Origin of the sequence: Parahaliea aestuarii (assembly GCF_008064635.1) — a bacterium.
Lineage (GTDB): Bacteria > Pseudomonadota > Gammaproteobacteria > Pseudomonadales > Halieaceae > Parahaliea > Parahaliea aestuarii.
This window is the reverse complement of sequence record NZ_VRYZ01000002.1, coordinates 212943-237085: the sequence shown is the minus strand read 5'-3', so window position 1 is coordinate 237085 and position 24143 is coordinate 212943. Positions and strand designations below refer to the sequence as shown.

Annotated in this window: 24 protein-coding genes; 18 read left to right on the top strand and 6 right to left on the bottom strand. The window is 63.5% G+C overall.

The genetic code is table 11. From position 1 onward, the window contains the following. Positions 1–3 precede the first annotated feature (3 nt). Entirely contained in the window at positions 4–1110 is a 1107-nt protein-coding gene (locus tag FVW59_RS05415) for an S-(hydroxymethyl)glutathione dehydrogenase/class III alcohol dehydrogenase (protein ID WP_148063217.1), read from the bottom strand. A gap of 115 nt (positions 1111–1225) precedes the next feature. After that, complete coding sequence (locus FVW59_RS05410; protein WP_148063216.1) at positions 1226–2338, bottom strand: PA0069 family radical SAM protein; 1113 nt, start codon at positions 2336–2338, stop codon at positions 1226–1228. A gap of 132 nt (positions 2339–2470) precedes the next feature. On the opposite strand from FVW59_RS05410, the gene FVW59_RS05405 reads away from it, so the two are divergent. The 9 genes from FVW59_RS05405 to FVW59_RS05365 all read left to right on the top strand — a co-directional run bounded on the left by FVW59_RS05405 (position 2471) and on the right by FVW59_RS05365 (position 11533). Beyond that, positions 2471–3301: an alpha/beta fold hydrolase gene (locus tag FVW59_RS05405; RefSeq protein WP_148063215.1), complete on the top strand. Its 831-nt coding sequence runs from the start codon at positions 2471–2473 to the stop codon at positions 3299–3301. Continuing rightward, positions 3301–4530 (top strand): nucleoside recognition domain-containing protein, encoded by a 1230-nt coding sequence (locus tag FVW59_RS05400; RefSeq protein ID WP_148063214.1) that lies wholly within the window; start codon positions 3301–3303, stop codon positions 4528–4530. Before FVW59_RS05405 ends, FVW59_RS05400 begins: the two co-directional genes overlap by 1 nt. Before the next feature lie 85 nt (positions 4531–4615). Beyond that, on the top strand, positions 4616–5638 hold the full coding sequence (locus FVW59_RS05395) for an AraC family transcriptional regulator (protein ID WP_148063213.1): 1023 nt from the start codon (positions 4616–4618) through the stop codon (positions 5636–5638). Between the two features lie 98 nt (positions 5639–5736). After that, positions 5737–6117: a hypothetical protein gene (locus FVW59_RS05390; protein ID WP_148063212.1), complete on the top strand. Its 381-nt coding sequence runs from the start codon at positions 5737–5739 to the stop codon at positions 6115–6117. A gap of 85 nt (positions 6118–6202) precedes the next feature. Further along, positions 6203–7072, top strand: a complete 870-nt coding sequence (locus FVW59_RS05385) for a universal stress protein (protein ID WP_148063211.1) — start codon at positions 6203–6205, stop codon at positions 7070–7072. A 382-nt stretch (positions 7073–7454) separates the two neighbouring features. Then, a complete protein-coding gene (locus tag FVW59_RS05380) occupies positions 7455–7859 on the top strand; it encodes a hypothetical protein (protein ID WP_148063210.1) in 405 nt (134 codons plus the stop codon). A gap of 107 nt (positions 7860–7966) precedes the next feature. Beyond that, complete coding sequence (locus tag FVW59_RS05375) at positions 7967–8191, top strand: hypothetical protein (RefSeq protein ID WP_148063209.1); 225 nt, start codon at positions 7967–7969, stop codon at positions 8189–8191. A gap of 149 nt (positions 8192–8340) precedes the next feature. Then, positions 8341–10479, top strand: coding sequence for a polyphosphate kinase 1 (gene ppk1, locus FVW59_RS05370; RefSeq protein ID WP_148063208.1), 2139 nt, complete (start codon positions 8341–8343; stop codon positions 10477–10479). Between the two features lie 103 nt (positions 10480–10582). Beyond that, complete coding sequence (locus FVW59_RS05365) at positions 10583–11533, top strand: DUF808 domain-containing protein (protein WP_148063207.1); 951 nt, start codon at positions 10583–10585, stop codon at positions 11531–11533. A gap of 12 nt (positions 11534–11545) precedes the next feature. Here FVW59_RS05365 and FVW59_RS05360 read toward each other — a convergent pair whose 3' ends face one another. Next, complete coding sequence (locus FVW59_RS05360) at positions 11546–13003, bottom strand: helicase HerA-like domain-containing protein (RefSeq protein WP_148063206.1); 1458 nt, start codon at positions 13001–13003, stop codon at positions 11546–11548. Positions 13004–13175: 172 nt separating this feature from the next. Between FVW59_RS05360 and ypfJ the strand changes: the two genes are divergently transcribed. Next, complete coding sequence (gene ypfJ, locus FVW59_RS05355) at positions 13176–14084, top strand: KPN_02809 family neutral zinc metallopeptidase (protein WP_148063205.1); 909 nt, start codon at positions 13176–13178, stop codon at positions 14082–14084. A 6-nt stretch (positions 14085–14090) separates the two neighbouring features. Here the strand turns inward: ypfJ and FVW59_RS05350 are convergent, their stop codons facing one another. Further along, positions 14091–15659 (bottom strand): WS/DGAT/MGAT family O-acyltransferase, encoded by a 1569-nt coding sequence (locus tag FVW59_RS05350; protein WP_148063204.1) that lies wholly within the window; start codon positions 15657–15659, stop codon positions 14091–14093. Between the two features lie 119 nt (positions 15660–15778). Between FVW59_RS05350 and FVW59_RS05345 the strand changes: the two genes are divergently transcribed. Beyond that, complete coding sequence (locus FVW59_RS05345; RefSeq protein WP_148063203.1) at positions 15779–17173, top strand: M20/M25/M40 family metallo-hydrolase; 1395 nt, start codon at positions 15779–15781, stop codon at positions 17171–17173. 40 nt (positions 17174–17213) lie between these two features. Here the strand turns inward: FVW59_RS05345 and FVW59_RS05340 are convergent, their stop codons facing one another. Beyond that, entirely contained in the window at positions 17214–18188 is a 975-nt protein-coding gene (locus FVW59_RS05340) for a magnesium transporter CorA family protein (RefSeq protein WP_148063202.1), read from the bottom strand. 44 nt (positions 18189–18232) lie between these two features. On the opposite strand from FVW59_RS05340, the gene FVW59_RS05335 reads away from it, so the two are divergent. From FVW59_RS05335 to FVW59_RS05320, 4 genes are all read left to right on the top strand, one after another. Further along, a complete protein-coding gene (locus FVW59_RS05335; protein ID WP_148063201.1) occupies positions 18233–19087 on the top strand; it encodes a mechanosensitive ion channel family protein in 855 nt (284 codons plus the stop codon). 80 nt (positions 19088–19167) lie between these two features. Next, positions 19168–19584, top strand: coding sequence for a YidB family protein (locus FVW59_RS05330; RefSeq protein ID WP_148063200.1), 417 nt, complete (start codon positions 19168–19170; stop codon positions 19582–19584). A gap of 144 nt (positions 19585–19728) precedes the next feature. Next, on the top strand, positions 19729–20415 hold the full coding sequence (locus FVW59_RS05325; protein WP_148063199.1) for a hypothetical protein: 687 nt from the start codon (positions 19729–19731) through the stop codon (positions 20413–20415). Between the two features lie 105 nt (positions 20416–20520). Then, positions 20521–21504 (top strand): NAD(P)H-quinone oxidoreductase, encoded by a 984-nt coding sequence (locus FVW59_RS05320; protein WP_148063556.1) that lies wholly within the window; start codon positions 20521–20523, stop codon positions 21502–21504. On the opposite strand, the gene FVW59_RS05315 is transcribed toward FVW59_RS05320, so the two are convergent. Beyond that, positions 21491–21883: a YkvA family protein gene (locus FVW59_RS05315; RefSeq protein WP_148063198.1), complete on the bottom strand. Its 393-nt coding sequence runs from the start codon at positions 21881–21883 to the stop codon at positions 21491–21493. The genes FVW59_RS05320 and FVW59_RS05315 overlap by 14 nt on opposite strands. A gap of 184 nt (positions 21884–22067) precedes the next feature. Here FVW59_RS05315 and FVW59_RS05310 point away from each other — a divergent pair, with 184 nt between their 5' ends. Genes FVW59_RS05310 through FVW59_RS05300 form a run of 3 tightly spaced genes read left to right on the top strand, consistent with a single transcriptional unit; the run spans position 22068 to position 24119 of the window. After that, on the top strand, positions 22068–22724 hold the full coding sequence (locus FVW59_RS05310) for a PepSY-associated TM helix domain-containing protein (RefSeq protein WP_246139640.1): 657 nt from the start codon (positions 22068–22070) through the stop codon (positions 22722–22724). A gap of 10 nt (positions 22725–22734) precedes the next feature. Then, positions 22735–23247, top strand: coding sequence for a DUF2271 domain-containing protein (locus tag FVW59_RS05305; protein WP_148063197.1), 513 nt, complete (start codon positions 22735–22737; stop codon positions 23245–23247). Between the two features lie 44 nt (positions 23248–23291). Next, positions 23292–24119 carry a DUF4198 domain-containing protein gene (locus tag FVW59_RS05300; protein ID WP_148063196.1) on the top strand — a complete coding sequence of 276 codons (828 nt, stop codon included), beginning with the start codon at positions 23292–23294 and terminating at the stop codon, positions 24117–24119. The last annotated feature ends 24 nt before the right edge of the window (positions 24120–24143 follow it).

The following is a 24143-nucleotide window of genomic DNA, read 5'->3' as shown; positions in this document are numbered from 1 at the left end:
TGTTCAGTACAGCACGACGGAACGGATGCTCTCGCCCTTGTGCATCAGGTCGAAACCCTGGTTGATCTCGTCCAGCGGCAGGGTGTGGGTGATCAGGTCGTCGATGTTGATCTTGCCGTCCATGTACCAGTCGACGATGGTGGGCACGTCGGTGCGCCCGCGGGCGCCGCCAAAGGCTACGCCCTTCCAGGAGCGGCCGGTCACCAGCTGGAAGGGGCGGGTGCTGATTTCCTGGCCGGCGCCGGCCACGCCGATGATGTAGGACTCGCCCCAGCCCTTGTGGCAGCATTCCAGCGCCTGGCGCATGACGTTGACGTTGCCGATGCACTCAAAGCTGTAGTCGGCGCCGCCGCCAGTGAGGTCCTGGATGGCTTCCACCACATTGCCCACTTCGCTGGGGTTGACGAAGTCGGTCATGCCGAACTTCTCGGCCAGGACCCGCTTGCCGGGATTGAGGTCCACCCCGATGATCTTGCCGGCGCCGACCATGCGTGCACCCTGTATCACGTTCAGGCCGATACCGCCGAGGCCGAATACCACGACAGAGCTGCCCGGTTCCACCTTGGCGCTGTAGACCACCGCGCCGATGCCGGTGGTGACACCGCAGCCGATGTAGCAGATCTTCTCGAAGGGCGCGTCCTCGCGCACTTTGGCCAGCGCAATCTCGGGCAGCACCGTGAAGTTGGAGAAGGTGGAGCAGCCCATGTAGTGGAGAATCGGTTTGCCATCCAGCGAGAATCGGCTGCTGCCGTCGGGCATCACGCCCTGGCCCTGGGTTTCGCGGATGGACTGGCACAGGTTGGTCTTGGGGTGCAGGCAGAAATTGCACTCCCGGCACTCAGGGGTGTACAGCGGGATGACGTGATCGCCGGGCTTCAGCGATTTCACCCCGGGCCCCACTTCGCGCACGATGCCGGCGCCCTCGTGGCCGAGGATGGCGGGGAAGGCGCCCTCCGGATCGTCACCGGAGAGGGTGAACGCGTCGGTGTGGCAGATACCGGTGGCCATGATTTCCACCAGTACTTCGCCGGCGCGGGGGCCTTCCAGGTCGACCTCGACAACTTCCAGGGGGGTGCCAGCCTTAAAGGCGACAGCGGCGCGTGTTTTCATGCGGGGGCTCCATCTGGGGAAGGTTTGGTGCTGGCGCGGCCCTGTTGTCCGGGTCAGCCTGCGCCAAAGGGGTTCATTGTAATCGCTGCCCGCGGAAGGCGCGGATGTTACGACTTTAGCTGAATAATTCGCCCTGCGCGTCACTGCCGCCGCGAATTTTGCGGGTGGAGGGCACAGACGGCGGAGGCGTAAACAGGTCACAGCGCTCGGCGTGCGACTCCCCCATGTTAAGGCCCAGCTTTTTGCAGGACAAGCGGAAGCGCTGGGAAAGCAGTTCGGCGAACACCCCGCTGCCGCGCATGCGGTGGCCAAAGCGGCTGTCGTAGTCGGTGCCGCCGCGGCACTGGCGCAGCAGGCTGATCACGTGCCCGGCCCGCTGCGGGTAGTGCTGGTGCAGCCATTCAAAGAACAGGTCGCGCACTTCCAGCGGCAGGCGCAACAGGATGTAGGCGGCGCGGTCGGCGCCGGCTTCCCGTGCGGCCTGCAGCAGGGTTTCCATTTCACTGTCGTTGATGGCCGGGATCACCGGTGCAAACAGGACGCTCACCGGAACGCCCGCGGCGCGCAGCTCGGCCATGGCCCGCAGTCGCGCCCGTGCCGAAGGCGCGCGCGGCTCGAGCTGCCGTTTGAGGCTGTCGTCGAGGGTGGTAAGGCTGATGGCCACCGAGGCCAGGCCGTCGGCGGCCATCTCACGGAGAATATCGATATCGCGGGTGACCAGGGCGCCCTTGGTAATAATGGCCACCGGGTGGCGGCAATCCCGCAACACTTCCAGTAGCTGGCGGGTGATGCGGTGCTCCCTCTCCACCGGCTGGTAGGGGTCGGTATTGGCGCCCAGGGTGATGGCGCTGCAGCGGTAGCCGGGGCGGGCCAATTCCCGCCGCAGCTGTTCAGCGGCATTGGCCTTGTAGGTCAGGCGGGTCTCGAAATCCAGGCCCGGCGACAGGTCGAGGTAGGCGTGGGTAGGGCGGGCGTAACAGTAGATGCAACCGTGCTCGCAGCCCTGGTAGGGGTTGATCGACTGGTAGAAGGGAATGTCCGGTGACTGGTTGCGCGAGATAACACTGCGCGCCTGCACCGCGCGGCACTCGGTGACCGGGCTGGGACCTGCGATGCCGTCCTCGTTTTCGTCCCACTCACTGTGGGTGGCGAGGTAGCGCGGGCTGTGGTTGCTGAGGGCGCCACGCCCCTTGTGGGGCTGCGGTCGCGCCGGGTTGTGGTCTGCCATGGGTGAGTGCGCTGGAATGGCCTTTGCTGGATAAATGTACAGTACTCTCTGGCCGGTCGCGCGGCAAGCTTTTGCGCGACCCGACATTGCTTTAGGCTTGGCCCTTTCCCAGCATCAGGAGTGAACCCGCGGATGAAAGACCGCCTGGAATCCTTTGGCGGCCGGGGTTCCACCCTGGTATTCGCCCATGCCAATGGCTATCCGCCCGGCGCCTACCGCCAGCTGCTGGAGCCGCTGACCGCGCGCTGTGAGGTCATCGGCTACCGCCACAGCCCGCTGTGGCAGGGGGCGGCAGCGACACCGGCGCCTGCCCGCGCCAACTGGCGACAGTTTGCTCGCGACCTGGCGCAGACGCTGGAGCAACGCGGCGGTGAGCCAGTGTGGATGATGGGGCATTCCCTGGGCGCCGTCGTATCGATGCTGGCGGCGGTCGGCAAACCGCAGCTGTTTCGCGGCCTGATCCTGCTGGACCCGGTCTTTCTGCCCTCGCGCCAGGCCCTGGCCATGGCGATGACGCCGGAGAAGGTTATGCGGCGCATTCCGCTGGTGCGCAAAACCCTGCTGCGACCCAGCCGTTTCAGTGACCGGCAGGCGGCGTTTGCATTCCATCGCGGCAAGCGACCCTTCGCCCGCATGAGCGACGAGGCGCTGTGGGATTATGTGCACGCCGGCACCCGACCGGGCGCGGATGGCATCGAGTTGGCCTGGTCGCCGGCCTGGGAGGCGGCGGTGTACTCCTCGGTACCGCTGGTATGGCCGCGCCTGTTGCGTCTGAAGTTACCCACCCTGGGCTTGCGCGGGGAGGAATCCGACATTCTGAGCGCTGCCGCCCTGCAGCGCTGGGGCCGCCTGCAACCGGGGGCGCAGCTGGAGACCTGCCCCGGGGGCCATCTGTTTCCGCTGGAGCACCCCGCGGACACCGCTGCGCGGGTAGCCCGTTTTATCGCCGGGCAGGGCGGCTGATGCTGCACCGCATCTGGCTGGGCTTCTTCCTGCTGGCCTTTGCCAGCGCGCTCTACCAGTGGCTGGGGCAGGGTGATTCCGACGTTTTCCAGCGCATGGTGTCGAGCCTGTTCGATATGGCGACCCTGTCGGTGGAGCTGGCCATCGGCCTGATCGGCCTGATGGCCCTGTGGCTGGGGGTGGTGTCACTCGGGGAGGCCAGTGGCCTGGTGGACAAACTGGCGCGCCTGCTCTCGCCCCTGTTCCGGCGCCTGATGCCCGAGGTGCCGCCGGGGCACCCGGCCATTTCCTCCATGACGCTCAATCTCTCCGCCAATGTACTGGGGCTGGACAATGCCGCCACGCCCCTCGGCATCAAGGCGATGAAAGACCTGCAGAGCCTCAATCCGACACCGACCGTGGCCACCAACGCACAGGCGCTGTTTCTGGTACTGAATACCTCCTCGGTGACCCTGTTCCCCGTGACGGTGCTTCTGTACCGCGCGCAGATGGGGGCTGAGGATCCTGCAGCGGTGTTCCTGCCCATCCTGATAGCGACGTCCTGTTCAACCCTGGCCGGCCTGCTGGTGACCGCCTGGGTGCAGAAGCTGGACCTGCGCGACTCGGTGGTGCTGGGCAGTCTCGGGCTCGCCTTTGCCTGCCTGCTGGCCCTGATCGCCTGGCTCGCTACCCTGGGCGCCGATGAGTTGCAGCGACAGTCCAGCCTGCTCAGCAATTTCCTGATATTCAGCCTGATCATGCTGTTCCTGCTGGCGGCCCACCGCAAGTCGGTGAACGTCTACGAGACCTTTATCGAGGGCGCCAAACAGGGTTTTGAGACCGCCATCGGGATTATTCCCTACCTGCTGGCGATGCTGGTCGCCATCGGCTGCTTTCGCGCCAGCGGTGCCCTCGACCTGCTGATGGACGCCCTGCGCCAGGGCGTGGCACTGATGGGTTGGGACACCCGCTGGGTGGATGCCATGCCCACCGCGCTGATGAAGCCCCTGTCCGGTTCGGGGGCCCGCGCCATGATGATCGACACCATGAATACCTTTGGTGTCGACTCCTTTCAGGCGCGGCTGGCGGCGACCATGCAGGCCTCTACCGAGACCACCTTCTATGTGCTCGCGGTGTACTTTGGCTCCGTGGGTATTCGCCACGCCCGCCACGCCCTGGCCTGCGGCCTGGCGGCGGACGCGGCCGGCATCGGCGCGGCGATCGCCGTGGCCTACTGGTTTTATACCTGACCCGGCGCTGCCGGAGGGCCGTCGGGTGCTATAGTCTGGCAGGGCATTGGTATCTGGTGGACAGACAGAAAGCGCGGATCGCGACATGACAGGGGACTCCCAGCAAGACGCCTCGGTAATGGGCGCATTCATTCTGCCGGTGGCCACGGCCTTGCGCCTGCGCGGGGAAGACCCGCTGGAGGTGATGGCCAGTATCGGGCTCGATCCGGCGCAGGTCGCCAACCCGGAATGGCGGGTACCGGAGGTGCAGTGGCAGCAATTGCTGCAGCGCGGGGTGGCGGTCACCGGGGACGAGAGTTTCGGCCTGTTCGCTGCCCTGCAACTGCGGCCGCAGGTGCTGCGCAGCCTCGGGCTGGCCTGGCTCGCCAGCGATACCATCTACGACGGCCTGCGCCGCATGATCCGCTTCAGCCAGCTTCTCACCACTGGTTCGGAACTGCGCCTGGAGGAGGATGACGAGTTGGTTCGGGTCTACAGTCATCACGCCGAGGGGCTGGGGGATATGGTGCCCTGCGCCGTGGATTTCGGCCTGGCGGTAATCGTGCGTATGTGCCGGCTGACCGTGGGCGAGTACCTGGCACCGGTGTCGGTGGAGATGACCCGGCCGTCCCCCGCGGACAGTTACCGCTGGGAATACCAGTTCGCAGCGCCGGTGCGTTTTTCCGGGCCGGAGAATTGCCTGTGCTGGTCCCGCTCCGACATCGAGGAACCCCTGGTCACCGGGGACCCGAATCTGGCCCGGGTCAACGACGAGCACAGCCAGGCCTACCTGGACGGTTTCCTGTCCCACAGTACCAGCCGCGATGTGGTGGGCCGGATCATCGAGCGGCTGCCCGATGGCCCCCCCAGCCAGCGCCAGATCGCCGATGCCATGCATCTGAGCAATCGCACGCTGCAGCGCAAACTGAAAGAGGAGGGCACCAGTTTCATGGACCTGTTGCAAGACACGCGCCTGCAACTGGCGCGCAAGTACCTGCGCAGCCCCGGGCGTTCGGTGGTGGAGACTGCCTACCTGCTGGGGTTTTCCGAGCCCAGCACCTTTTCCCGCGCTTTCAAGCGCTGGACCGGCCAGGCGCCGGCCGACTACCGCGAGCAGAGCAACCGCTGAAACCGGCGCCGGCGGCAATGCAGCTGGCGCTGCCGGCCATGCCCAAAGGCCTTCGGGGACACTAGAGTGCGCCAGTCCCCCGCAATCAGTCCTGCGCCATGCCCGAGCTTCGCTGCCCCTACTGCGCCTCCCGCGCCACTGCTTCGCGTCGCACCCTGTTTCTCGCCCTGATGCGGGAACGGGACCTGCCTCCGCTGTTCGAGTGGTACGGTCTCAAGGCGCGTCGCAGTTGTCCGCCGCGCTCCCTGTTTTTCCTGCTCGGCCTGTGTCTGGCGGGGATGGCGGTCCCGGCGCTGTTGCTGTGGGTTGGCGATGCCATCCCGGCCCTGCGTATACTGGGCGCCTTTGCGGCGCTACTGGGACTGGCATTGCTGCTGGACCTGCTGGTGACCATGGCGGATTACCGCAGCTGGCACCATGAGCGGGTGTGCGCCCAGTGCCGGCAGATCTATCGCACACCGGCGGCACCTGGCCGCTGACAGCGAATCCCGGCCTGGCCCTGTTCAGGCAGCCCTTCGGGTCACTATAATCCGGCGGGACTAAAACAGGGCTAGAGAGAACACCATGACAAAAATTCTGATCGTCGCCGACAACCGCAAACGCTGTGCTGCCACAACGCGGGGGCTGGAGCTGGCCCGGCGCCTCGGCTGCAAGGTAGAGGTTGTGGCCTTTGTCTGGACCTCCCTGAAAGCACTCGAACTGAGTGCAGCCGAGCGCGCCGAGTGCAAGCAGCGCCTGCTGAACGAGCGCGAGCGGGAAATGGAAGAGCGGCTCGCCAAGCTGCGATCTGACGGGATAAAGGTCAGCCTGAAAATCATCTGGGAAAAGGATCTCGTGTCCTGGGTGAAGCGGCGTGTGGCCGGCGGCAAGTACCGCATGGTGGTCAAGTCCGGCAGGCGCACCGAGAGCCTTACCCACACACCCAGTGACTGGCAGCTGCTGCGCGAGTGCCCGGCGCCGGTACTGATTGTCGCCGAGGAAAAATGGGGGCAGACCGAACCAGTGCTGGCCGCAATCGATCTCGGCACCCGCAGCAAAGACAAACTGCGGCTCAACCGCCAGGTCATAGAGCAGGCGAGCGCCGTGGCCGGCGCCCTGGACGCCGGGCTCAAGCTGATTTGCGCGGTCGAAGTACCGCGGCTGCTGGCAGAACTGGATATGCTGGAGCCCGCTACCTATGCGAAGGAATTAAAGCAGTCCATGGCGCCTGAAATCAATTCGCTGGCGGCCGAATTTGGTCTCTCGCGCAGCGACTTTGTGATCAAGCGGGGCCCGGTTGCCAAGGTGATCACCAGTGAAGCGGCCCGGGTGCGGGCGCAGCTGGTGGTGATGGGGACGGTGGGCCGACGCGGGGTGAAGGCGCGCCTGCTGGGCAATACCGCGGAGTCTGTGCTGGAACTGTTGCGCACTGACGTGCTGGCCATCAAACCCTGAGTCCCGCCCCGAATCGCGGCAGCGCCCGGTTTTTTCGCACCACAACTTGCCATTTGCCAGAAGGGGGCTATTTTGAAATAAGCATGTGACACCCCGTTGCATGCTACACGTCCCCTGGCCGATGTTTCCGCCCCGAAACATACGGCTGTCTTAGCCCGCCATCTCTTCCCGATTTGCGGGCTTTTTTCTTTCTGGCCAACTGCTTGCGAGAGTCTTCTCGACACCTTTCTACGCTTTCCAATCATCAATGTTGACACTGTCGCAAATGGTCATGCTGTTGTCGCCAGCTGCCATGTGGTGTCTTCCGCCGGCGGCGTACTCTGTGCACCGTGGTCAATGAACGAGGTTTGAACCTCGCAGACAGAACGGTAGGAGAAGGCACATGCACGATCTGGTACTTCGCATCAGCGAGCCCGACAAATGCTACGTTTTTGCCCGCAACGCTGAGCGTCAGGGGCACCCGGAACTGGCCAGGCAGGCCTACCGGCGAGCGGTGGATTTGCGCGCCGAGGGACACGACACGGCAAGTGACATCGAGTTTGCGGCGGTGCGCGCCATCTACGCCTACGAAGAGGCGCTGAGTTACAGCAAGGGCAAGCGTACCCGTGCCACCGGTACCTGGCAGATGGCCAATCGCTACGGCCCGGTGGAAGCAGTGCAGAAACGCCTCGGCTCCAGAACCAGTGACGACCTGCAAGCGGTATTGCAAGAACTGGGAATGGAAGATTACAGCTTTACTGCGGTGCGCCAGGCCTACCCCGAAGTGTTCGAACAGGCCGCGGCTTGAGCGACCTCAAACAGAATCCCATGAGGGAGAGTTCCCTACCTTGGCCCGGCCATGTCTCTGACCAACCGGGCCCTTTTTTCCCCTCACACTGAACTGGATGTAGCGCGATGAAGACGATTGCACTGGAACATTGCCTGCAGCGCCACTCACCGCTGGTGACCCTGCAGTTCGACGAGTTTGAACTGATTACCCTGGTGGCGCTGGTGGAAGAGGGCCGCAAGGCGCTTCGGGCCGGCTCCGATGGCAGCGACTTGCACCGGCGCATGGACGGCATCGCCGCTGAGTTCACCACGCTGCTCGGCCATCTCGAGCTGGCAGCCGCCAACCAATGAATCCCCTGTAGGTATCGAACCCTACCTTTGCCCGGCTATTTGCCGGGCTTTTTTTGTCCGTAACAAAACTGTCATACTCTTGCCACACAATGTTTCGCCAGGCGGAGCAGTCCGTTCCGCATACGTCTGTCACAGTGGTAAGGAGCGGTATGCCCAGCCCGATCAAGTTGCGTCTCGCGGAATCCCACCAGGAGCTGTTTATCCCGCGTGAGATGAGCTGGCTGCAGTTCAACGGTCGCGTACTCCAGGAAGCGGCGGACACCACGGTGCCGGTGATCCAGCGGCTGCGCTACCTGGGCATCTTCTCCAACAACATGGATGAGTTTTTCCGCGTGCGGGTGGCGGAAGTGCGGCGCCTGATTTCGGTGACCACCGGCAAGCCCCACCAGCAGGCCAAGGATTTGCTGGCCGCCATTCAGACCCGGGTCGTCGAGCAGCAGAAGGAGTTCGAGCGGGTCTACACCGGCGTGCTCAAGGATCTGCGCAAGCGGCGCATCTACATGGTCAACGAACGCCAGCTGGATCCCGGCCAGGCGGCCTTTGTACAGGACTACTTCACCCAGACCGTACTGCCGGAACTGGAGCCTATCCTGCTGCGGCCGGAACAGCCCATTCCCACCCTCAACGACGAGTCCATTTACCTGGCCATGGATATCCGCTCCGGGGAATCGTACAACTACGCGGTAGTGGAGGTGCCGACGGATCGCCTGGACCGTTTTGTGGAGATCCCCCGGCACAAGGGCAAGCAGGGCAAGGTGTTCATCGCCCTGGACAATGTCATCCGCGCCTGCCTCCCGCAGATGTTCCGCGGAGTATTCCCGGTCGATGAAGCCTCGGCCTACTGCTTTAAATTTTCTCGCGATGCGGAGCTGGAAATCGATCCGGACATCACCGAGAGCCTGATCGAGAAGATGGCCAGCAGTCTGAAGCAGCGGCGCAAGGCGGACGCGGTGCGCTTTGTCTACGACGCCAAAATGCCGCCGCGCCTGCTGGAGTACCTCAGTTCGCGTTTCGGCTTTGGCAAGTACGACAGCCTGATTCCCGGCGGCCGCTATCACAACTCCAAGGACTTCATGGCCTTCCCCAACGTCGGCCCCAGGTACCTGGAATTCAAGCCCCAGCCACCGGTTCGCATCCCCCGCCTGGATGAGCCGGGCAGCCTGTTCGACAGCATTCGCGAGAAGGACGTATTCCTCAATTACCCCTATCATCCCTTCGACTACATCGTCGACTTGCTGAAAACAGCGGCACTGGACCCCGAGGTCACCAGCATCAAGATCTGCCTGTACCGGGTGGCGCGTATCTCGCGCGTGATCGATGCACTGGTCAATGCCGTGCAGAACGGCAAGCGCGTGCTCGCCGTGGTGGAACTGGCGGCGCGCTTTGACGAGGCGGCGAACATCAGCTGGGCGGAACGGCTGACGGAGAACGGCATCGACGTGATGTTCGGCGTACCCGGGCTCAAGGTGCACAGCAAACTCTTGCTGATCGAGCGCAAGGAGAGCGCGGGCGCCCGCTTTTACTCGCATATCGGCACCGGCAACTTCAACGAGAAGACCGCGCGTCTGTACACCGACTTTACATTGCTGACCTACGATCAGGAGATCGGCCGCGACATCTACAACGTGTTTGATTTTCTGCAGTACAACTACAAGCGGCCTGAGTACCGGCACCTGCTGGTATCGCCGCACACCACCCGCAGCGGTATCGATGCCCTGATCGACCAGGAGATCGCCAATGCCCGCAATGGTTACCGGGCGCTGATGATCCTCAAGTGCAATAACCTGGTGGACAACGCGCTGGTGGAAAAGCTCTACGAGGCCTCCGAAGCCGGTGTGGAAATTCGCCTGCTGGTGCGCGGCATGTGTTCCCTGCGCCCCGGTATCCCGGGCATTTCCGACAACATCAGCGCCATCAGTATCGTCGACCGCTACCTGGAGCACCCGCGGGCCTATGTGTTTTTCAACCGCGGCAAGCCGCGCTACCTGATCGGCTCGGCAGACCTGATGACGCGCAACATCGACTACCGGGTGGAAGTGCTGTGCCCGGTGTATGACAGCGATGCCCAGGAGATCATCCAGGACGTGCTGGACCAGCAGTGGCACGACAATGTGAAGGCGCGCATCATCGACGCGGACCAGAGCAACACCATGGTGAAGGGGCGCAAGAAGTCCGCCCAGGTCCGCTCCCAGGAGAGCATTCACCGCTACCTGGCCACCGGCAAACTGCCGCGCTATCCCCGCACCGATATCCGCACCCCCGCCAAGCGCCGACGCCATCAGGATTGAAGCGGGTCGGCCTTGTACCGTTTCGCGACTGGGGTACACTCGCGTTCACATTCATCGCCTGGAGGCGAACCTGATATGTGTGAGCGGAAATACGAGGTGAGCTGTGGCCGGTAGCAGTCTGCTGGTATTGATCGATGACATCGCGACGATCCTCGACGATGTCTCGGTGCTGTCCAAGGTGGCGGCGAAGAAAACAGCCGGGGTCCTCGGGGACGATCTGGCGGTCAACGCCGAGCAGGTTTCGGGGGTCAAGGCCGATCGCGAGCTGCCGGTGGTGTGGGCGGTGGCGAAAGGCTCCTTCCGCAACAAGTGCATTCTGGTTCCCGCCGCGCTGTTGATTTCCGTAGTCGCGCCCTGGTTGATTACGCCACTGCTGATGCTGGGCGGCCTGTTCCTGTGTTACGAGGGCTTTGAAAAACTCGCCCACCCGCTGCTGCATTCCAGGGCCGAAGACGAGTCCCGTCACAAGGCGTTGCTGGAAAAGGCGGCTGACCCGGCCCGCGACCTGGTGGTGGAAGAGAAGGCCAAGATCAACGGTGCCATCCGCACCGACTTCATCCTGTCCGCGGAGATTATCGTGATCACCCTCGGTACGGTGGCGGACGCGGTGTTCAGCACCCAGGTACTGGTGGTTTGCACCATCGCCCTGGTGATGACGGTGGGGGTTTACGGCCTGGTGGCAGGCATTATCAAGATGGACGATGCCGGTCTCTACCTCAGCCAGCGCGAGGGGCAGGGTCCGGCCAGGGCCTTTCTCCGCTGGCTGGGCCGTTTCCTGCTGTCCTTTGCCCCCTGGCTGATGAAGGCCCTCGGCATTGTTGGCACCCTGGCCATGTTCATGGTTGGCGGCGGCATTCTGGTGCATGGCCTGCACCCGGTTGCGGAAGTTATCGAACATCTGGTGGCGGCCGGTAGCGACATTGCCGCGCTGGGGCCTGTCATCCATTTTGCCGGTTCCACGCTGCTGTCTGCGCTGTTCGGCGTGGTGGCCGGGGCGCTCACGCTGGCAATGGTGGGCGCCGTGCAAAAAGTGCGTGGTGACGGCGCGCACTGAGCCACGGCCTTTTTATTTTTTCAGCAACGATCCCAGCAGGCCTCGAAATAGCTGGCGGCCGAGGCTGCTGCCCGCGGCCCGGGCGAGGCTCTTGAAGAAGGCCTCGCCGGTACTCTGGCGCCGGGACGATGGGCTGGAACCCGCTTTTTTCGCCCGTTTTTTCAACTCTGCTTCCTCGGTCTGTTGCAGCGCCGCGGCGGTTCGCTCGGTGAGAATCTCGTGGGCAGAGCGCGGGTCGACAGCATCGCGGTAGCGCTGCTGGTTGGGGTCGTGATCCAGCACGGCCTGGCGCTCCGCCATGCTGGCCTTGCCCATGCGCGAGCAGGGCGGCCGCACCAGTACCCGTTCCACCTGGCTGGGGATGCCCCTGTCCCTGAGGGTGGAGACCAGGGCTTCCCCCACACCGAGTTCGCTGATGGCGGTCACCGTATCCAGGGCCGGGTTTTCGCGAAAGGACTGGGCGGCTACCCGCACCGCCTTGCGTTCGGCGGGGGTGTAGGCGCGCAGGGCGTGCTGCACCCGGTTGCCGAGCTGGGCCAGCACGGTGTCGGGAATGTCGGCCGGGCTCTGGGTGACGAAATACACGCCGACGCCCTTGGAACGGATCAGCCGCACCACCTGCTCGACTTTTTCCAGCAGGGCTTTGGGGGCATCGCGAAACAGCAGGTGGGCCTCGTCGAAGAAGAAAACCAGCACGGGTTTCTCAGGGTCACCCAGCTCCGGCAGGTTTTCAAACAGTTCTGAAAGCAGCCACAACAGGAAGGTGGAGTAGACCCGCGGGCTGTTGATCAGGGTATCCGCCGCCAGCAGGTTGATCACCCCGCGACCGTCGCGGGTGGTCTGCATGAAGTCCGATAGTTGCAGTGCCGGCTCATTAAAAAAATTCCCGGCGCCCTCGCGTTCCAATACCAGCAGCCTGCGCAAAATGGCGTTGACCGAAGCGACCGGGACCGCGTAATTGCTACCCAGTGCCTGGCGATTGTCGGCCAGGTACTGGAGCGTGGAGCGCAGGTCTGCGAGGTTCAGCAGCAGCATGCCCTCACGGTCGGCAAACTCGAACACCAGGGTCATCACCCCTTCCTGGGTTTCGTTTAGGTCCAGCAGGCGCGACAGTAATTGCGGCCCCATTTCCGACACGGTGGCGCGCACTGGCGTGCCTTTTTTGCCAAACAGATCCCAGAAGGCCACCGGGAAGGCGCGCTGCTGATAGTTGTCGATACCGATGCTCTGCACCCGTTCGTCCACCTTGGGGTGGGGCTTGCCGGGCTGGCACATACCGGAAATGTCGCCTTTTACGTCGGCCAGGAATACCGGTACGCCGATGTCGGAGAAACCCTCCGCCAGGCATTGCAGGGTGACCGTCTTGCCGGTACCGGTGGCCCCGGCTACCAGGCCGTGACGATTGGCGTAGCGCGGATCGAGATAAACCTTGCCGCTAGCGTTGCCGCCGATGAGAATACCGTTTTCCATGTCGCTCTGTCCTGCCTGCCCCGGGAAGTCGATCCACAACGATCATCGGGCCATGATAGGCAGCTTGCGGTGGCCTTGCCAGCGGCAAAGCTCCTGCTAAGGTGAATTAAGAGCAAAAGCCTCAATCAATAGCCACAACCAACAGCAGTAGCCACGGTGCGGAGATAGCAGCATGCGATGGAAAGACGGCCGGCGCAGCAGCAATGTGGAAGACCGGCGGGGCGAAACACCCTCCTACAGCAGCGCCGCCTCAGCGGCGCCGGTTCTGCTGCGTTTTCTACCGGCCCTGATTCGCAGCAAGGTCGGGCGCACCATACTCATTGTGGGGATCGTGGTGGTGGTGGGCGGGCGAATGCTGGGGATCGATGTGCTGTCGCTGTTCCTGGGTGGCGGTGTCGCTACCAGTAGCCAGTCCCCCGCGTCCTTCAGCCAGCAGGAACAGGAGCTGGCGGACTTCACCTCGGTAGTGCTGGCGGATACCGAGCAGACCTGGCACGACTACTTCCGGCAGATGTCGCGGGACTACCGCGAGCCGACCCTGGTGCTGTTCTCCGGCCGGGTCAGTTCCGCCTGCGGCATGGCCACCGCTGCGGTGGGGCCGTTTTACTGCCCCGGCGACCAGCAGCTCTACATCGACCTGTCGTTCTTTCACGACCTGAAGGCCCGCCACGGCGCGCCCGGGGATTTTGCCCAGGCCTATGTTGTTGCCCATGAAGTGGGTCACCACGTACAGACCTTGCTCGGCATCAGCCAGCAAGTACAGGCCGCCGGTCGCGGTCGCAGCAAGGCGGAAGTGAACGCCCTGTCGGTGCGCCAGGAACTACAGGCTGACTGTTTTGCCGGCATGTGGGGTCACGCCGCCAGTACCGAGCGCAACCTGCTGGAGGTGGGCGATCTGGAAGAGGCTCTGCGCGCGGCAACCGCCATCGGCGACGATCGCCTGCAGCGCGAAGCCGGCCAGCGGGTGGTACCGGACAGCTTTACCCACGGCACCTCGGAGCAGCGGGTGCGCTGGTTCCGCACCGGCTTTGAGCGCGGCGATATCGGGGCCTGTGATACCTTCTCTGCCGAACGCCTGTAGGGCGTCTCAGCTCTCGGCAACCGGACGTTTGGCGCGAGGCCTGGTCGCTTTCTTGCTTCCGGCAACCTTTGCTTTACTGCGTTTTTTCGCAGTGTCGGCCGCCGCTGCTGATTTGCGCGCCGTGCGCCGGCGCGGCCTGGGGGCCGCCTTTTTCGTTCCAGGCGGATTGATTCCCACCATGACTTCCAGCTCCTGCAGGGCCTCTTCGAGATAGTCGATCAGGCGCTGCACCTGGGGCAGGGAGCGGCGGCAGGCGACAATACCGAAGTGGAGCTGCCTGTTGTAGCTCACCAGTGTGATGTTCATGGCGAATCCGTCGAACACAATGGAGGCCGGGTACATGCCGTCGACCCGGGCGCCGTTCCAGTACAGTTGTTCCTGTGGCCCCGGTACATTGGAAATAACGGTGCTGAAGGCGGGGAAGCGGGTGGCCAGCCCCACCACCGAGGCCAGCAGGGCGGGTACCTGGGTTATCTGCATGAACAGCATGGCCTCACGTCGCGACAGGCTGTGTAGCAGGGCCTTGCCGGCGCGCATGGAGTCCTGGGTGCGTCGCAGGCGCTGTTCCGGGTCGTCGATGTGGGTGGCGAGGTCGGCCACCATGAAGCCGATGGCATTGGAGGAGTCGAGGTCGTTCTCTTCCCGCAGGGACACCGGCGTCATCGCCTTCAGGGAGTGGCGGGGCAGTTCATCCTGGGCCAGCAGGTAGCGGCGCAGGGCGCCGCCGCACATGGCCAGCACGATGTCGTTCACGGTGCCTTCCGCAGCCTTGCACACGGCGCGTATGCGATCAAAATCCCAGCTCTGTGCAACAAAGCGGCGCGAGCCCGTCACCGTGGTGTTCAGGGAGGTGTGGGGAATCTGGTACCAGGGTACCGCCAGGCCGTCACCGCGGCCGATGAAAGCGCTGCCAAAGCGGCGAAAGGCGCCCATCAGGTTGGCAGTGGTGTCAAACTGATCGCGCAGGATCTCGGTGACATTGCGCAGTTCCGCTTCCTTTGGCAGCACCTTCGACTGCCTGGCAATACGGCGTTGCGCCTTGTACTCCTCGTAGGCAGCCAGTGACAGGGGCGAGCGCCGGGTGCGCGCCGACTGGCGCTTGGAATACATGGCGTTAATCATGTGCATGGCGCCGGCGCCGTCGGTGGCGGCATGGTGCATCTTCATGTAAAGCGCGAACTGGCGGTTCTGCAAACCTTCGATCAGGTACATCTCCCACAGCGGCCGGTTGCGATCCAGCAGCATACTGTGCAGGCGGGAAACCAGCACAAACAGCTCGCGAAAGCGGCCGGGGCGGGGCAGGGCAGAGTGGCGCACGTGATAGTCGATGTCGAAATTGCGGTCCTTCTCCCAGTACAGCGGGCCGATGGCGCCGGCCCTGCCCTGGCGTACGTACTCGCCGAAGGGTTTGCGGTAGGGCTCATGGGTACGCAGTACTTCCATCAGCTCGCTGAGGAATTCGGGGCCGTCGGCGCCGTCGGGCAGGGTAAACAGGTGCAGGCCGCCGACATGCATCGGGGTCTGGCGTTTTTCCATGTAGAGAAAGCCGGCGTCCGCGAGCTCGATTTTGCGCATATTTTTATCCTTATCAGTGGCAGACCTTCACCTTACAATAGACCCGCCTGCCCCGCGGGAAAAGCCGCCTGGCGATATTTCGTCCAGCCGCCCTTCCAAATCCAGCTCCGGAGTTGTCCATGAAGCGTATTACCTGCCTGCTCGGCGCCCTGTTATTGCCCCTCTCGGGGCACAGTGCCGAGCCCCTGCTCTCAGAGCACGCCAGCCGCACCCTCGATATCTACCGCACCCTGGTGGAAACGGATACCTCCAAGGAGAAGGGCAATACCCTGCCGGTCGCCAACTACCTCGCCGCGCAACTGCGCGAGGCAGGGTTTCCGGCGGAGGATGTGGAAGTGCTGCCCAAGGGCGACTTCGCGGCGCTGGTCGCACGCTACCGCGCTGCGCCGGACAGCGATCAGGCGCCGATTCTGTTTCTGGGGCACATGGACGTGGTGGAGGCCCTGGCCAGCGATTGGGAGCGCCCACCTTTTGAACTCACCGACGACGAGGACTACTTCTACGGCCGCGGCACCATCGACAACAAGTTTGGTATCGCCCAGCTCACATCCACGTTTATCCGCCTGCGCAAAGAGGGTTTCGTACCCAGCCGCGATCTGTATCTCGTATTCTCCGGCGATGAAGAGAGCGGCATGACGACTACCCGCATGCTGGCCTACGAGCGCCCCGACCTGGCGAAGGCGGCCTACGCCCTGAACTCCGATGCCGGTGGCGGCCAGTTGGACGAGCGCGGCGAGGCGCTGGTGTATCGGGTCCAGGCGGCGGAAAAAACCTACGTGACCTGGGAGCTCACGGTTCGCAATCCCGGCGGCCACAGCTCGCGGCCCAGAGAGGATAACGCCATCTACGATCTGGCCGCTGCCATCCAGGGCATACAGGGGCACCATTTTCCGGTGCGCTGGAGCGAAATGACACTGGCCTATTTCCAGCAGACGGGCGAGTTGATGGGTGGCGAACTGGGTGAAGCGATGACCCGCTTCGCCTACGATCCGAAAGACGAGGCCGCGGCAGAGCGCCTGGCCCGTGAACCCTCCTATGTCGGCACCATCCGCACGACCTGCGTGCCGACCATGCTGCGGGCCGGCCACGCCGAGAACGCCCTGCCGCAAACGGCGACGGTGACGGTGAATTGCCGCATTTTTCCCGGCGAGCCGGTGGCGGAGGTAGAGAACACGCTGAAGCAGGTGGTGGGCAATGAGAACATTGAGTTCAAGCTGCTGGGCGAGCCCACAGAGAGCCCGATTTCCGAATTGCGCGACGATGTGATGGCGGCGGTGGGCAAGGCGGTACACAGCCGATACCCGGAGGTCAGCCTGCTGGCCTACATGGAGTCAGGTGGTACCGACGGCATGCACTTTCGCAAGGCGGGCATTCCCACCTGGGCGGTCAGCGGTGTGTTCATGAACCCGGACGAAATGTTCGCCCACGGCCTCAACGAGCGCGTACCCAAGGCGACCTTCTACGGCGCCCTGGATCACTGGAGCATCATTATTCGCGAACTGGCCGGGCCCTGAGGGGGCCGGCGCGGCGCCTCGCGGGGCGCCGCGCCCGTTTCTATAGCCAGCGAATGCGCCGGAACAGCCACAACATGCCACCGGCAATACTGATCATCAGGAACAGTATGAAGAAGTAGCCGTAGCGGAAATGCAGTTCCGGCATGTGTTCGAAGTTCATGCCGTAGAGTCCGGCCAGGAAGCCCAGCGGCACGAAAATGGCGGTGATGATGGTCAGCACTTTCATGGTGTTGTTGAGCTGGTGGGAGGTGAGGGAGATATAGCCCTCCACCAGGTCGCCGCAGATCTCGTAGTACATGTTGCACAGGCTGAAGAGGCGCTCGCAGCGATCGTAGAGGTCGCGCCGCAGGTGGTGATTGGCCTCGTCGTGATCGCCGCAACCGAGGTGGGGAGTGCCATCGTGCAGTAACTGGGTTGTCATCTGGTGGTGATAGTTGAAGATGCGCCGCAGTTTGCGCAGGCGCGAGCGGTAACCCACCAGTTCCCGCATCACACTGTCGGAATGCCCGGTCAGCAGGGCGTCTTCCAGCTCTCCCAGGGTGTCTTCAAACTCGAGGATTTTGTCCAGATAGCGGCCGCTGGCGAAGTGCAGCAGGCGCAGGGCCAGTTCGGCGGGATTGGCCAGAGAGGCATTTTCTGCCGGCTCCTGCCAGAAATGGTTGATACTGACGGAAAGGCCGCGGTGCACTGAAATCAGGTAGTTGTCGCCGACCCACAGGCCGACCTGCTGCGGCGTCAGGTTGAGGTCGTCGTCGATGCGCGCGATGCCGCGAAACAGCACGAAGGTGTTGTCGCTGAAGGCCTCGATTTTGGGGGGATGGCGCAGTCGCACACTGTCGGTAATAGCCAGCTCGGAGCAGCCCAGTGAAACCAGCAGGGCGCGAATGTCGCTGGTCACCTCGCCTTCGATATCCAGCCACATGAAGGCGCCATCGCTGGCGCGCCATTCTTCCACCAGTTCCAGGGCGCCGCTGCGTTGCTCACCCTGCGCCGATAGTAACTTGGCCCGTATCATGTTAAACACCACAGTCCGTGTTGAAAGCTGCTGTGGATCATAGCATGGAAGAACTGGTCAATATTCTTCACACCCCGCTGATCGTCATTGGCGAGGTGACGATCGATCTCGCCAAGGTGCTCACCGTGGTGATGTTTGTCCTGCTGGGTATCAGCGCCATCCTCTGGAGTGGCCGCTTTATCCGCACCCATCTCGGCAGGCGCGGCACCGACCCGAACGCGGTACAGCTGGTGTCCCGGGCCTTCATGATCGTGGGCCTGGTGGTGCTGGGCCTGATAACCCTCGACATGGTGGGCGTGCCCCTGACCGCCTTCGCCTTTGTTTCCGGGGCGGTGGCCATCGGCGTCGGCTTCGGCGCCCAGAACATCATCAACAACTTCATCAGCGGCTGGATCCTGATGTGGGAGCGGCCGATCAAGATCGGTGACTTCCTGGAAATTGGCGACGCGCGCGGTACGGTGGAGGCCATCAATACTCGCTCCACCCGCTTTCGCCGGGTGGACGGCGTGCATATGCTGATACCCAACAGCCATCTGCTGGAAAACACCGTCACCAACTGGACCCTGGTGGATTCCCTGGTGCGTACTGCGGTGCGCGTTGGCGTGGCCTACGGCTCTGATGTGCGCCTCACTGAACGCCTGATTCAGCAGGCGGCCGAGGAGCACGCCGATGTGTTGAACGAACCGGCGCCGATGGTCATTTTCGACGACTTCGGCGACAGCGCACTGACCTTTGAACTGAATGTATGGATCCATGCCACCGCCGAGCGCGGCCTGCGCATGATTCGCAGCGATTTGCGCTTTCGCATTGACGCCCTGTTCCGCGAGCACGATGTGGTGATTTCCTTTCCCCAGCGCGACGTTCACCTGGACGGCGAACTGCGGCTGGTGCGCAAGTGAGCAGCCGCTGGCGGCGCGAGCGGGCTGCACTATACTGCATGAGACTTTAGCACCCGCCGCCTTTGCAGGAGAACACAGCCATGGACCTTATCGAACTCGGTGCCCAGTTACTGTCGGACAACCTCGGCCTCACGGTTGACAGCGATACTATTCGCAGTGCTCTCAGTGGCTTGCTGGGGGATGGGCAGGGCGGTATTGACCTGGCTGGCCTCGCCAGTCAGATGATGGCCAGCGGCGGCTTGCAGTCGGCGTTGGAATCCTGGCTCGGCGATGGCGCCAACGCCCCGATTTCCGCCAGCTCGATTATGGACATACTGGGCGAGGGCAATGTCGCGGACTTTGCCGGCAAGGTGGGCACCGACACCGGCACCGCCGCCCAGGGCCTGTCCGATGTGCTGCCCCAGCTGATGGACAAGGCCAGCAGCGGCGGCAGCCTGCTGCAATCGTCCGGGGGACTCGGCGGTTTGATGAACGCGGCCAGCGCGTTTTTGAAGTAGTGCGAGGGCCGTTCTGTGAACGGCTGCTCAGAGCGGACAGCGCCGCCTTGTAATCGACCGGGAGCGCGATAGTCTGGTATGCAGGTGTCGGGTATGGAATGCCCGGCCGGCCGACAGGCCAATATGCTCAAGGAGGAGCCTGCCATGCCCAACATTTCTGTCCCGAAAGGACATACCGGCCTGCCCGGATACCGTCACTCTCATTCCCCGGCCCTCGCCGCGGAGCGCAGCGCCCGGGCGCCGACTGACGACAGCCAGTCACAGCTACAGGAACTCTTTCAATTACAGTGTGACAGCGCCCGGCGTCACGCCGACTGGGAGGCGCTGGAGTATCGCATGCAATGCCTGCTGGAACAGCTGGCCGGGGTGCCGCCCTACTGCGGTGCTGTCTCGCGCGGCCTGGCCCCGCCACGGGTCGCCAGCGACGAGCGCTGGTGGCTGGAACTGGGCCCGGTGGACAGCGCGCGGGAACTGATCACCCTGGAGCGCGACGGCTCCATGCTGGCGGCCCTGTCGCCCACTGACGGCGGGCGCCTGCGGCTGACCGCCTATCGCCCGCTGGACGGCCACAGCCTGGAAAGACTGCTGTACCTGGCGGCCCACCCCCATCCGCGTTTCGGTGTTCACATGCGCGTGAATAACTGGCAGCTGGCGGTCGACGAGGCCGCCGACGCCGACAATTTTTTCGCCTCTGAGCAGGGAGATTCCTATTTCGCCCACTGGCCCGGGGGCCTGGGTGGTGAGGGGGAGTTTGGTGGCCAGACCGCCCTGGCCGGGCAGCTGGTGGAAATGCAGTTGCGGGTTTACCAGCACTTTAGCCAGCCTGGCTAAATCATTCATCCAGCCGAATCCCACCAAACAATAGCGCAGCAGCTGTGACAGAATGAGCCCTTTTCTGCCGGAGACTCAATCGTGCCCAGTGAACTGCCCAGCGAAATGGATTGTGTGGAAATCAGCGAGCCCGGCGGGCCCGAGGTATTGCTCAGTGCGCGACGTCCGCTGCCACAACCGGGAGCCGGTGAGGTACTGATTGCGGTGCACGCGGCCGGGGTCAATCGCCCCGATGTCATGCAGCGGCTGGGCCTCTATCCACCGCCTCCGGGAGCTTCCGACCTGCCTGGCCTGGAGGTTGCGGGCACAGTGGTTGCCCTGGGCGATGGCGTGAGTCAGTGGCAGCTCGGGGACCGGGTCTGTGCCCTCACCAATGGCGGCGGCTATGCCGCCTATGCGGTGGCGCCGGCGGGACAGTGCCTGCCGGTACCGGCAGGGCTATCCGATGTCGAGGCCGCCAGCCTGCCGGAAACCTGCTTTACCGTGTGGAGCAATGTGTTTGACCGCGCCGGCTTACGGGCCGGAGAAAGCCTTCTGGTTCACGGCGGCAGTTCCGGGATCGGTATCACCGCCATCCAGATCGCCCGGGCTCGGGGCGCCAGGGTGTTTGCTACCGCCGGCAGCAATGACAAGTGCCGCGCCTGTGAAACACTGGGCGCCGAACTGGCGGTGAACTACCGCGAGCAGGATTTTCTGGAAGTGCTGAAAGAGGTAACTGGCGGAAAAGGCGTGGATGTCATCCTCGACATGGTCGGTGGCGACTACGTCAATCGCAATCTGCAACTGGCGGCGCTGGACGGGCGCATCGTCAATATTGCCTTCCAGCAGGGTTTTAGCGCAGAGGTGAATTTCGTTCCGCTGCTGATGAAACGCCTGACTCTGACGGCGTCAACCCTGCGGCCACGTTCCGCCGCCGACAAGGCGGCCATTGCCACGGCGCTGACGCGCGAGGTGTGGCCCGCGTATGCCAGCGGTGCCATCAAGCCGGTGCTGGCTGCGACCTTCCCCCTGGCCGAGGCGTCAGAGGCTCACCGGCTGATGGAAAGCAGCGCGCACATCGGCAAGATCGTACTCACTATCGCACACTAGGCTCACCGTCCGGTGGCAGCACGGCAGCGCCGAACAGGCGATCCACCCGGCGCCGTGCGCGGCTGCGCACGCCGTCGTCGATGTAGCGCGCCACGGTGATAAAGGCCAGCGCCAGCACGCCGAGGTCGTCGGTGTAACCGATGCCGGGGGTAATATCGATAATCGCATCCAGCGGCGCGATGAAGTAGCCGAGGGCGCCGTAGATGGTGGCCCGGGCCCAGGTCGGGGTTTCCGGGCGTCGCGCTGCGTAGTAGAGCATCAGGGCTTTTTCCGACAGTTCACGGCCGGCGGTAAAGGCAAAACGGCGTAGTTTGTACCAGAAGCTCTCTTCGCTGTAGGCGCGGTGGTAGTCTGCGTTGGCGGTGCTGCGTCTGGCCATGGTGTGATCCTCAACGCGTGCGGTAGTGGTTGCAAGTGCGCCCCGAAGAAGGGGCATGCCCGCCAGTGTAACGCTTCTTTACATTTCCGCGAGTCGCTTTTTCTGGTAATGATAATTATTCCTGTTTAGAATCCTCCGCCAATGCGAAGGCCGTGGAACGAAGCTGCTCAGGGGAGCGGTGACGGTGCAACGGCGAGTAAACAAGTGTGGCAACGGTGTGATGGAGAAGGCGCGGGTAACAATCTGGCTGGGGTCAGTGCGGCAATGGCACTGGATCAGTTCCGCCCTGTGCCTGGTGGGCATGCTGCTGTTTGCGGTCACCGGCATCACCCTCAACCACGCCGGCCAGATCGAGGCCAGCCCCCAGGTGCGAACCCTGGAATTGAACCTGCCGGACGCCCTGCTCGAAGAATTGCGCAGCGGTGTGGCGAGCGCCGGTGACGAGGCCCGGCTGCCGGCCAGTTTGCGCCACTGGTTGGGTGAGCAGTCGGTCCATACTGGAGGCCGGCTGGCGGAGTGGAGCGACGATGAAATCTATCTGCCGCTGCCGCGCCCGGGCGGCGACGCCTGGCTGGCCATCGACCTGGCCAGCGGCGAACTGCTCTACGAGGACACCGACCGCGGCCTCATTTCCTACCTGAATGACCTGCACAAGGGCCGCAATAGCGGCGAGGCCTGGCGCTGGTTTATCGATATTTTTTCAGTCGCCTGCCTGGTGTTTTGCATCACCGGCCTGTGGCTGCTGCTGCGGCACAGCGCGTCGCGCCCGGCCACCTGGCCGGTGGTGGGGCTGGGGCTGCTGATTCCCCTGCTGCTGGCCATTCTGTTTGTTCATCGATAACGAGGTTCCCATGCTGAAACGTGTCACCCGCCTGTTGCCCCTGTCCGCCCTGGCCCTGGCCGGCGCTGTCCAGGGCCAGACCCTGGAGGTGGACCTGGGGATTCCCCGCCTGCAGGTGGCGGAATACCACAAACCCTATGTGGCCCTGTGGGTAGCCCGTGAGGACAACAGCGTGGCCGCCAATCTGGCCGTGCTCTACGACGTTGAGCTGAAGGACGAGGAGGGCGAGAAGTGGCTCAAGGATATGCGCCAGTGGTGGCGTCGCAGCGGCCGTTCGCTGGATATGCCCATCGACGGCCTGAGCGGGGCGACCAAAGGCCCCGGTGAACATCGCCTGGTGTTCAGCGACAGGGTCGCTGACCTGGCCCCCGGCGAATACCGCCTGATGGTGGAGGCAGCCCGCGAGGTCGGTGGTCGGGAAATGCTGGAAGTGCCTTTCCAGTGGCCACCACAAAAGACCCTCGAAGCCGCCGCAAGCGGTGATGAAGAACTTGCAACAGTAAAACTCATCCTGGCGCCCTGAACGCCGCACATACCCATATAGCGCAACAACGAGAGGAAGCGAGTATGAAGAAAACCCTGGCAATTGTGGCCGCGGCATTGACCGCGGCAAGTGTCACCCTTCCGGTTTCCGCCCACCGGGCATGGATCCTGCCAGTGGCCACCGTGCTGTCCAGCGATGACCCCTGGGTCAGCTTCGACGCGGCCATCTCCAACGATATCTTCCACCCGGACTATCACGCCATGCGCCTGGACGGCGTGCAGGCCATCGGCCCCGACGGCCAGCCTGTTGAATTGCAGAACTCCCACAGCGGCAAGCACCGCAGCAATTTCGATCTCAACCTGGCACAGCCAGGCACTTACAAGGTGTACAGCGCCAGTGCCGGTCTCAGCGCCCGCTGGGAAACCGCCGACGGCGAGCGCAAATTCTGGCCCGGTCGCGGCGAGCGCCCGGACCCGGAAGGTTTCAAGAAGAATGTGCCGATGGATGGCAAAAACCTGCAAATCACCCAGGGTTCCCGCCGGCTGGAGACCTTCGTGACCGCTGGCGCGCCCAGCACGACTGCCCTCAAAGCCAGCAATGTCGGCCTGGAACTGGTACCGGTGACCCATCCCAACGACCTGTACGCGGGTGAAGCCGCCACGTTCACCTTCCTCATTGATGGCGAGCCTGCTGTAGGAGCAGAAGTGGCGGTGATCCCCGGTGGCAGCCGCTACCGCGACGCCCAGGCGGAAATCAAACTGAGCAGCGATGACAAGGGGCAGGTCAGCATCGACTGGCCGCAAGCCGGTATGTACTTCCTGGAAGCGGAATATAGTGACGACCGCGCCGAGGCGCCCGCCACCAGCCGTCGCGGCACTTACACCGCGACCTTTGAGGTACTGCCGCTGTAGACAGGCTGGCAAGCAAGCCGTTCC

Coding starts and splice junctions, on each gene's coding strand:
- FVW59_RS05415 (WP_148063217.1), bottom strand. CDS start 1,110: ATGAAAACACGCGCCGCTGTCGCCTTTAAGGCTGGCACCCCCCTGGAA.
- FVW59_RS05410 (WP_148063216.1), bottom strand. CDS start 2,338: ATGGCAGACCACAACCCGGCGCGACCGCAGCCCCACAAGGGGCGTGGC.
- FVW59_RS05405 (WP_148063215.1), top strand. CDS start 2,471: ATGAAAGACCGCCTGGAATCCTTTGGCGGCCGGGGTTCCACCCTGGTA.
- FVW59_RS05400 (WP_148063214.1), top strand. CDS start 3,301: ATGCTGCACCGCATCTGGCTGGGCTTCTTCCTGCTGGCCTTTGCCAGC.
- FVW59_RS05395 (WP_148063213.1), top strand. CDS start 4,616: ATGACAGGGGACTCCCAGCAAGACGCCTCGGTAATGGGCGCATTCATT.
- FVW59_RS05390 (WP_148063212.1), top strand. CDS start 5,737: ATGCCCGAGCTTCGCTGCCCCTACTGCGCCTCCCGCGCCACTGCTTCG.
- FVW59_RS05385 (WP_148063211.1), top strand. CDS start 6,203: ATGACAAAAATTCTGATCGTCGCCGACAACCGCAAACGCTGTGCTGCC.
- FVW59_RS05380 (WP_148063210.1), top strand. CDS start 7,455: ATGCACGATCTGGTACTTCGCATCAGCGAGCCCGACAAATGCTACGTT.
- FVW59_RS05375 (WP_148063209.1), top strand. CDS start 7,967: ATGAAGACGATTGCACTGGAACATTGCCTGCAGCGCCACTCACCGCTG.
- ppk1 (WP_148063208.1), top strand. CDS start 8,341: ATGCCCAGCCCGATCAAGTTGCGTCTCGCGGAATCCCACCAGGAGCTG.
- FVW59_RS05360 (WP_148063206.1), bottom strand. CDS start 13,003: ATGGAAAACGGTATTCTCATCGGCGGCAACGCTAGCGGCAAGGTTTAT.
- ypfJ (WP_148063205.1), top strand. CDS start 13,176: ATGCGATGGAAAGACGGCCGGCGCAGCAGCAATGTGGAAGACCGGCGG.
- FVW59_RS05350 (WP_148063204.1), bottom strand. CDS start 15,659: ATGCGCAAAATCGAGCTCGCGGACGCCGGCTTTCTCTACATGGAAAAA.
- FVW59_RS05345 (WP_148063203.1), top strand. CDS start 15,779: ATGAAGCGTATTACCTGCCTGCTCGGCGCCCTGTTATTGCCCCTCTCG.
- FVW59_RS05340 (WP_148063202.1), bottom strand. CDS start 18,188: ATGATACGGGCCAAGTTACTATCGGCGCAGGGTGAGCAACGCAGCGGC.
- FVW59_RS05335 (WP_148063201.1), top strand. CDS start 18,233: ATGGAAGAACTGGTCAATATTCTTCACACCCCGCTGATCGTCATTGGC.
- FVW59_RS05330 (WP_148063200.1), top strand. CDS start 19,168: ATGGACCTTATCGAACTCGGTGCCCAGTTACTGTCGGACAACCTCGGC.
- FVW59_RS05325 (WP_148063199.1), top strand. CDS start 19,729: ATGCCCAACATTTCTGTCCCGAAAGGACATACCGGCCTGCCCGGATAC.
- FVW59_RS05320 (WP_148063556.1), top strand. CDS start 20,521: ATGGATTGTGTGGAAATCAGCGAGCCCGGCGGGCCCGAGGTATTGCTC.
- FVW59_RS05315 (WP_148063198.1), bottom strand. CDS start 21,883: ATGGCCAGACGCAGCACCGCCAACGCAGACTACCACCGCGCCTACAGC.
- FVW59_RS05305 (WP_148063197.1), top strand. CDS start 22,735: ATGCTGAAACGTGTCACCCGCCTGTTGCCCCTGTCCGCCCTGGCCCTG.
- FVW59_RS05300 (WP_148063196.1), top strand. CDS start 23,292: ATGAAGAAAACCCTGGCAATTGTGGCCGCGGCATTGACCGCGGCAAGT.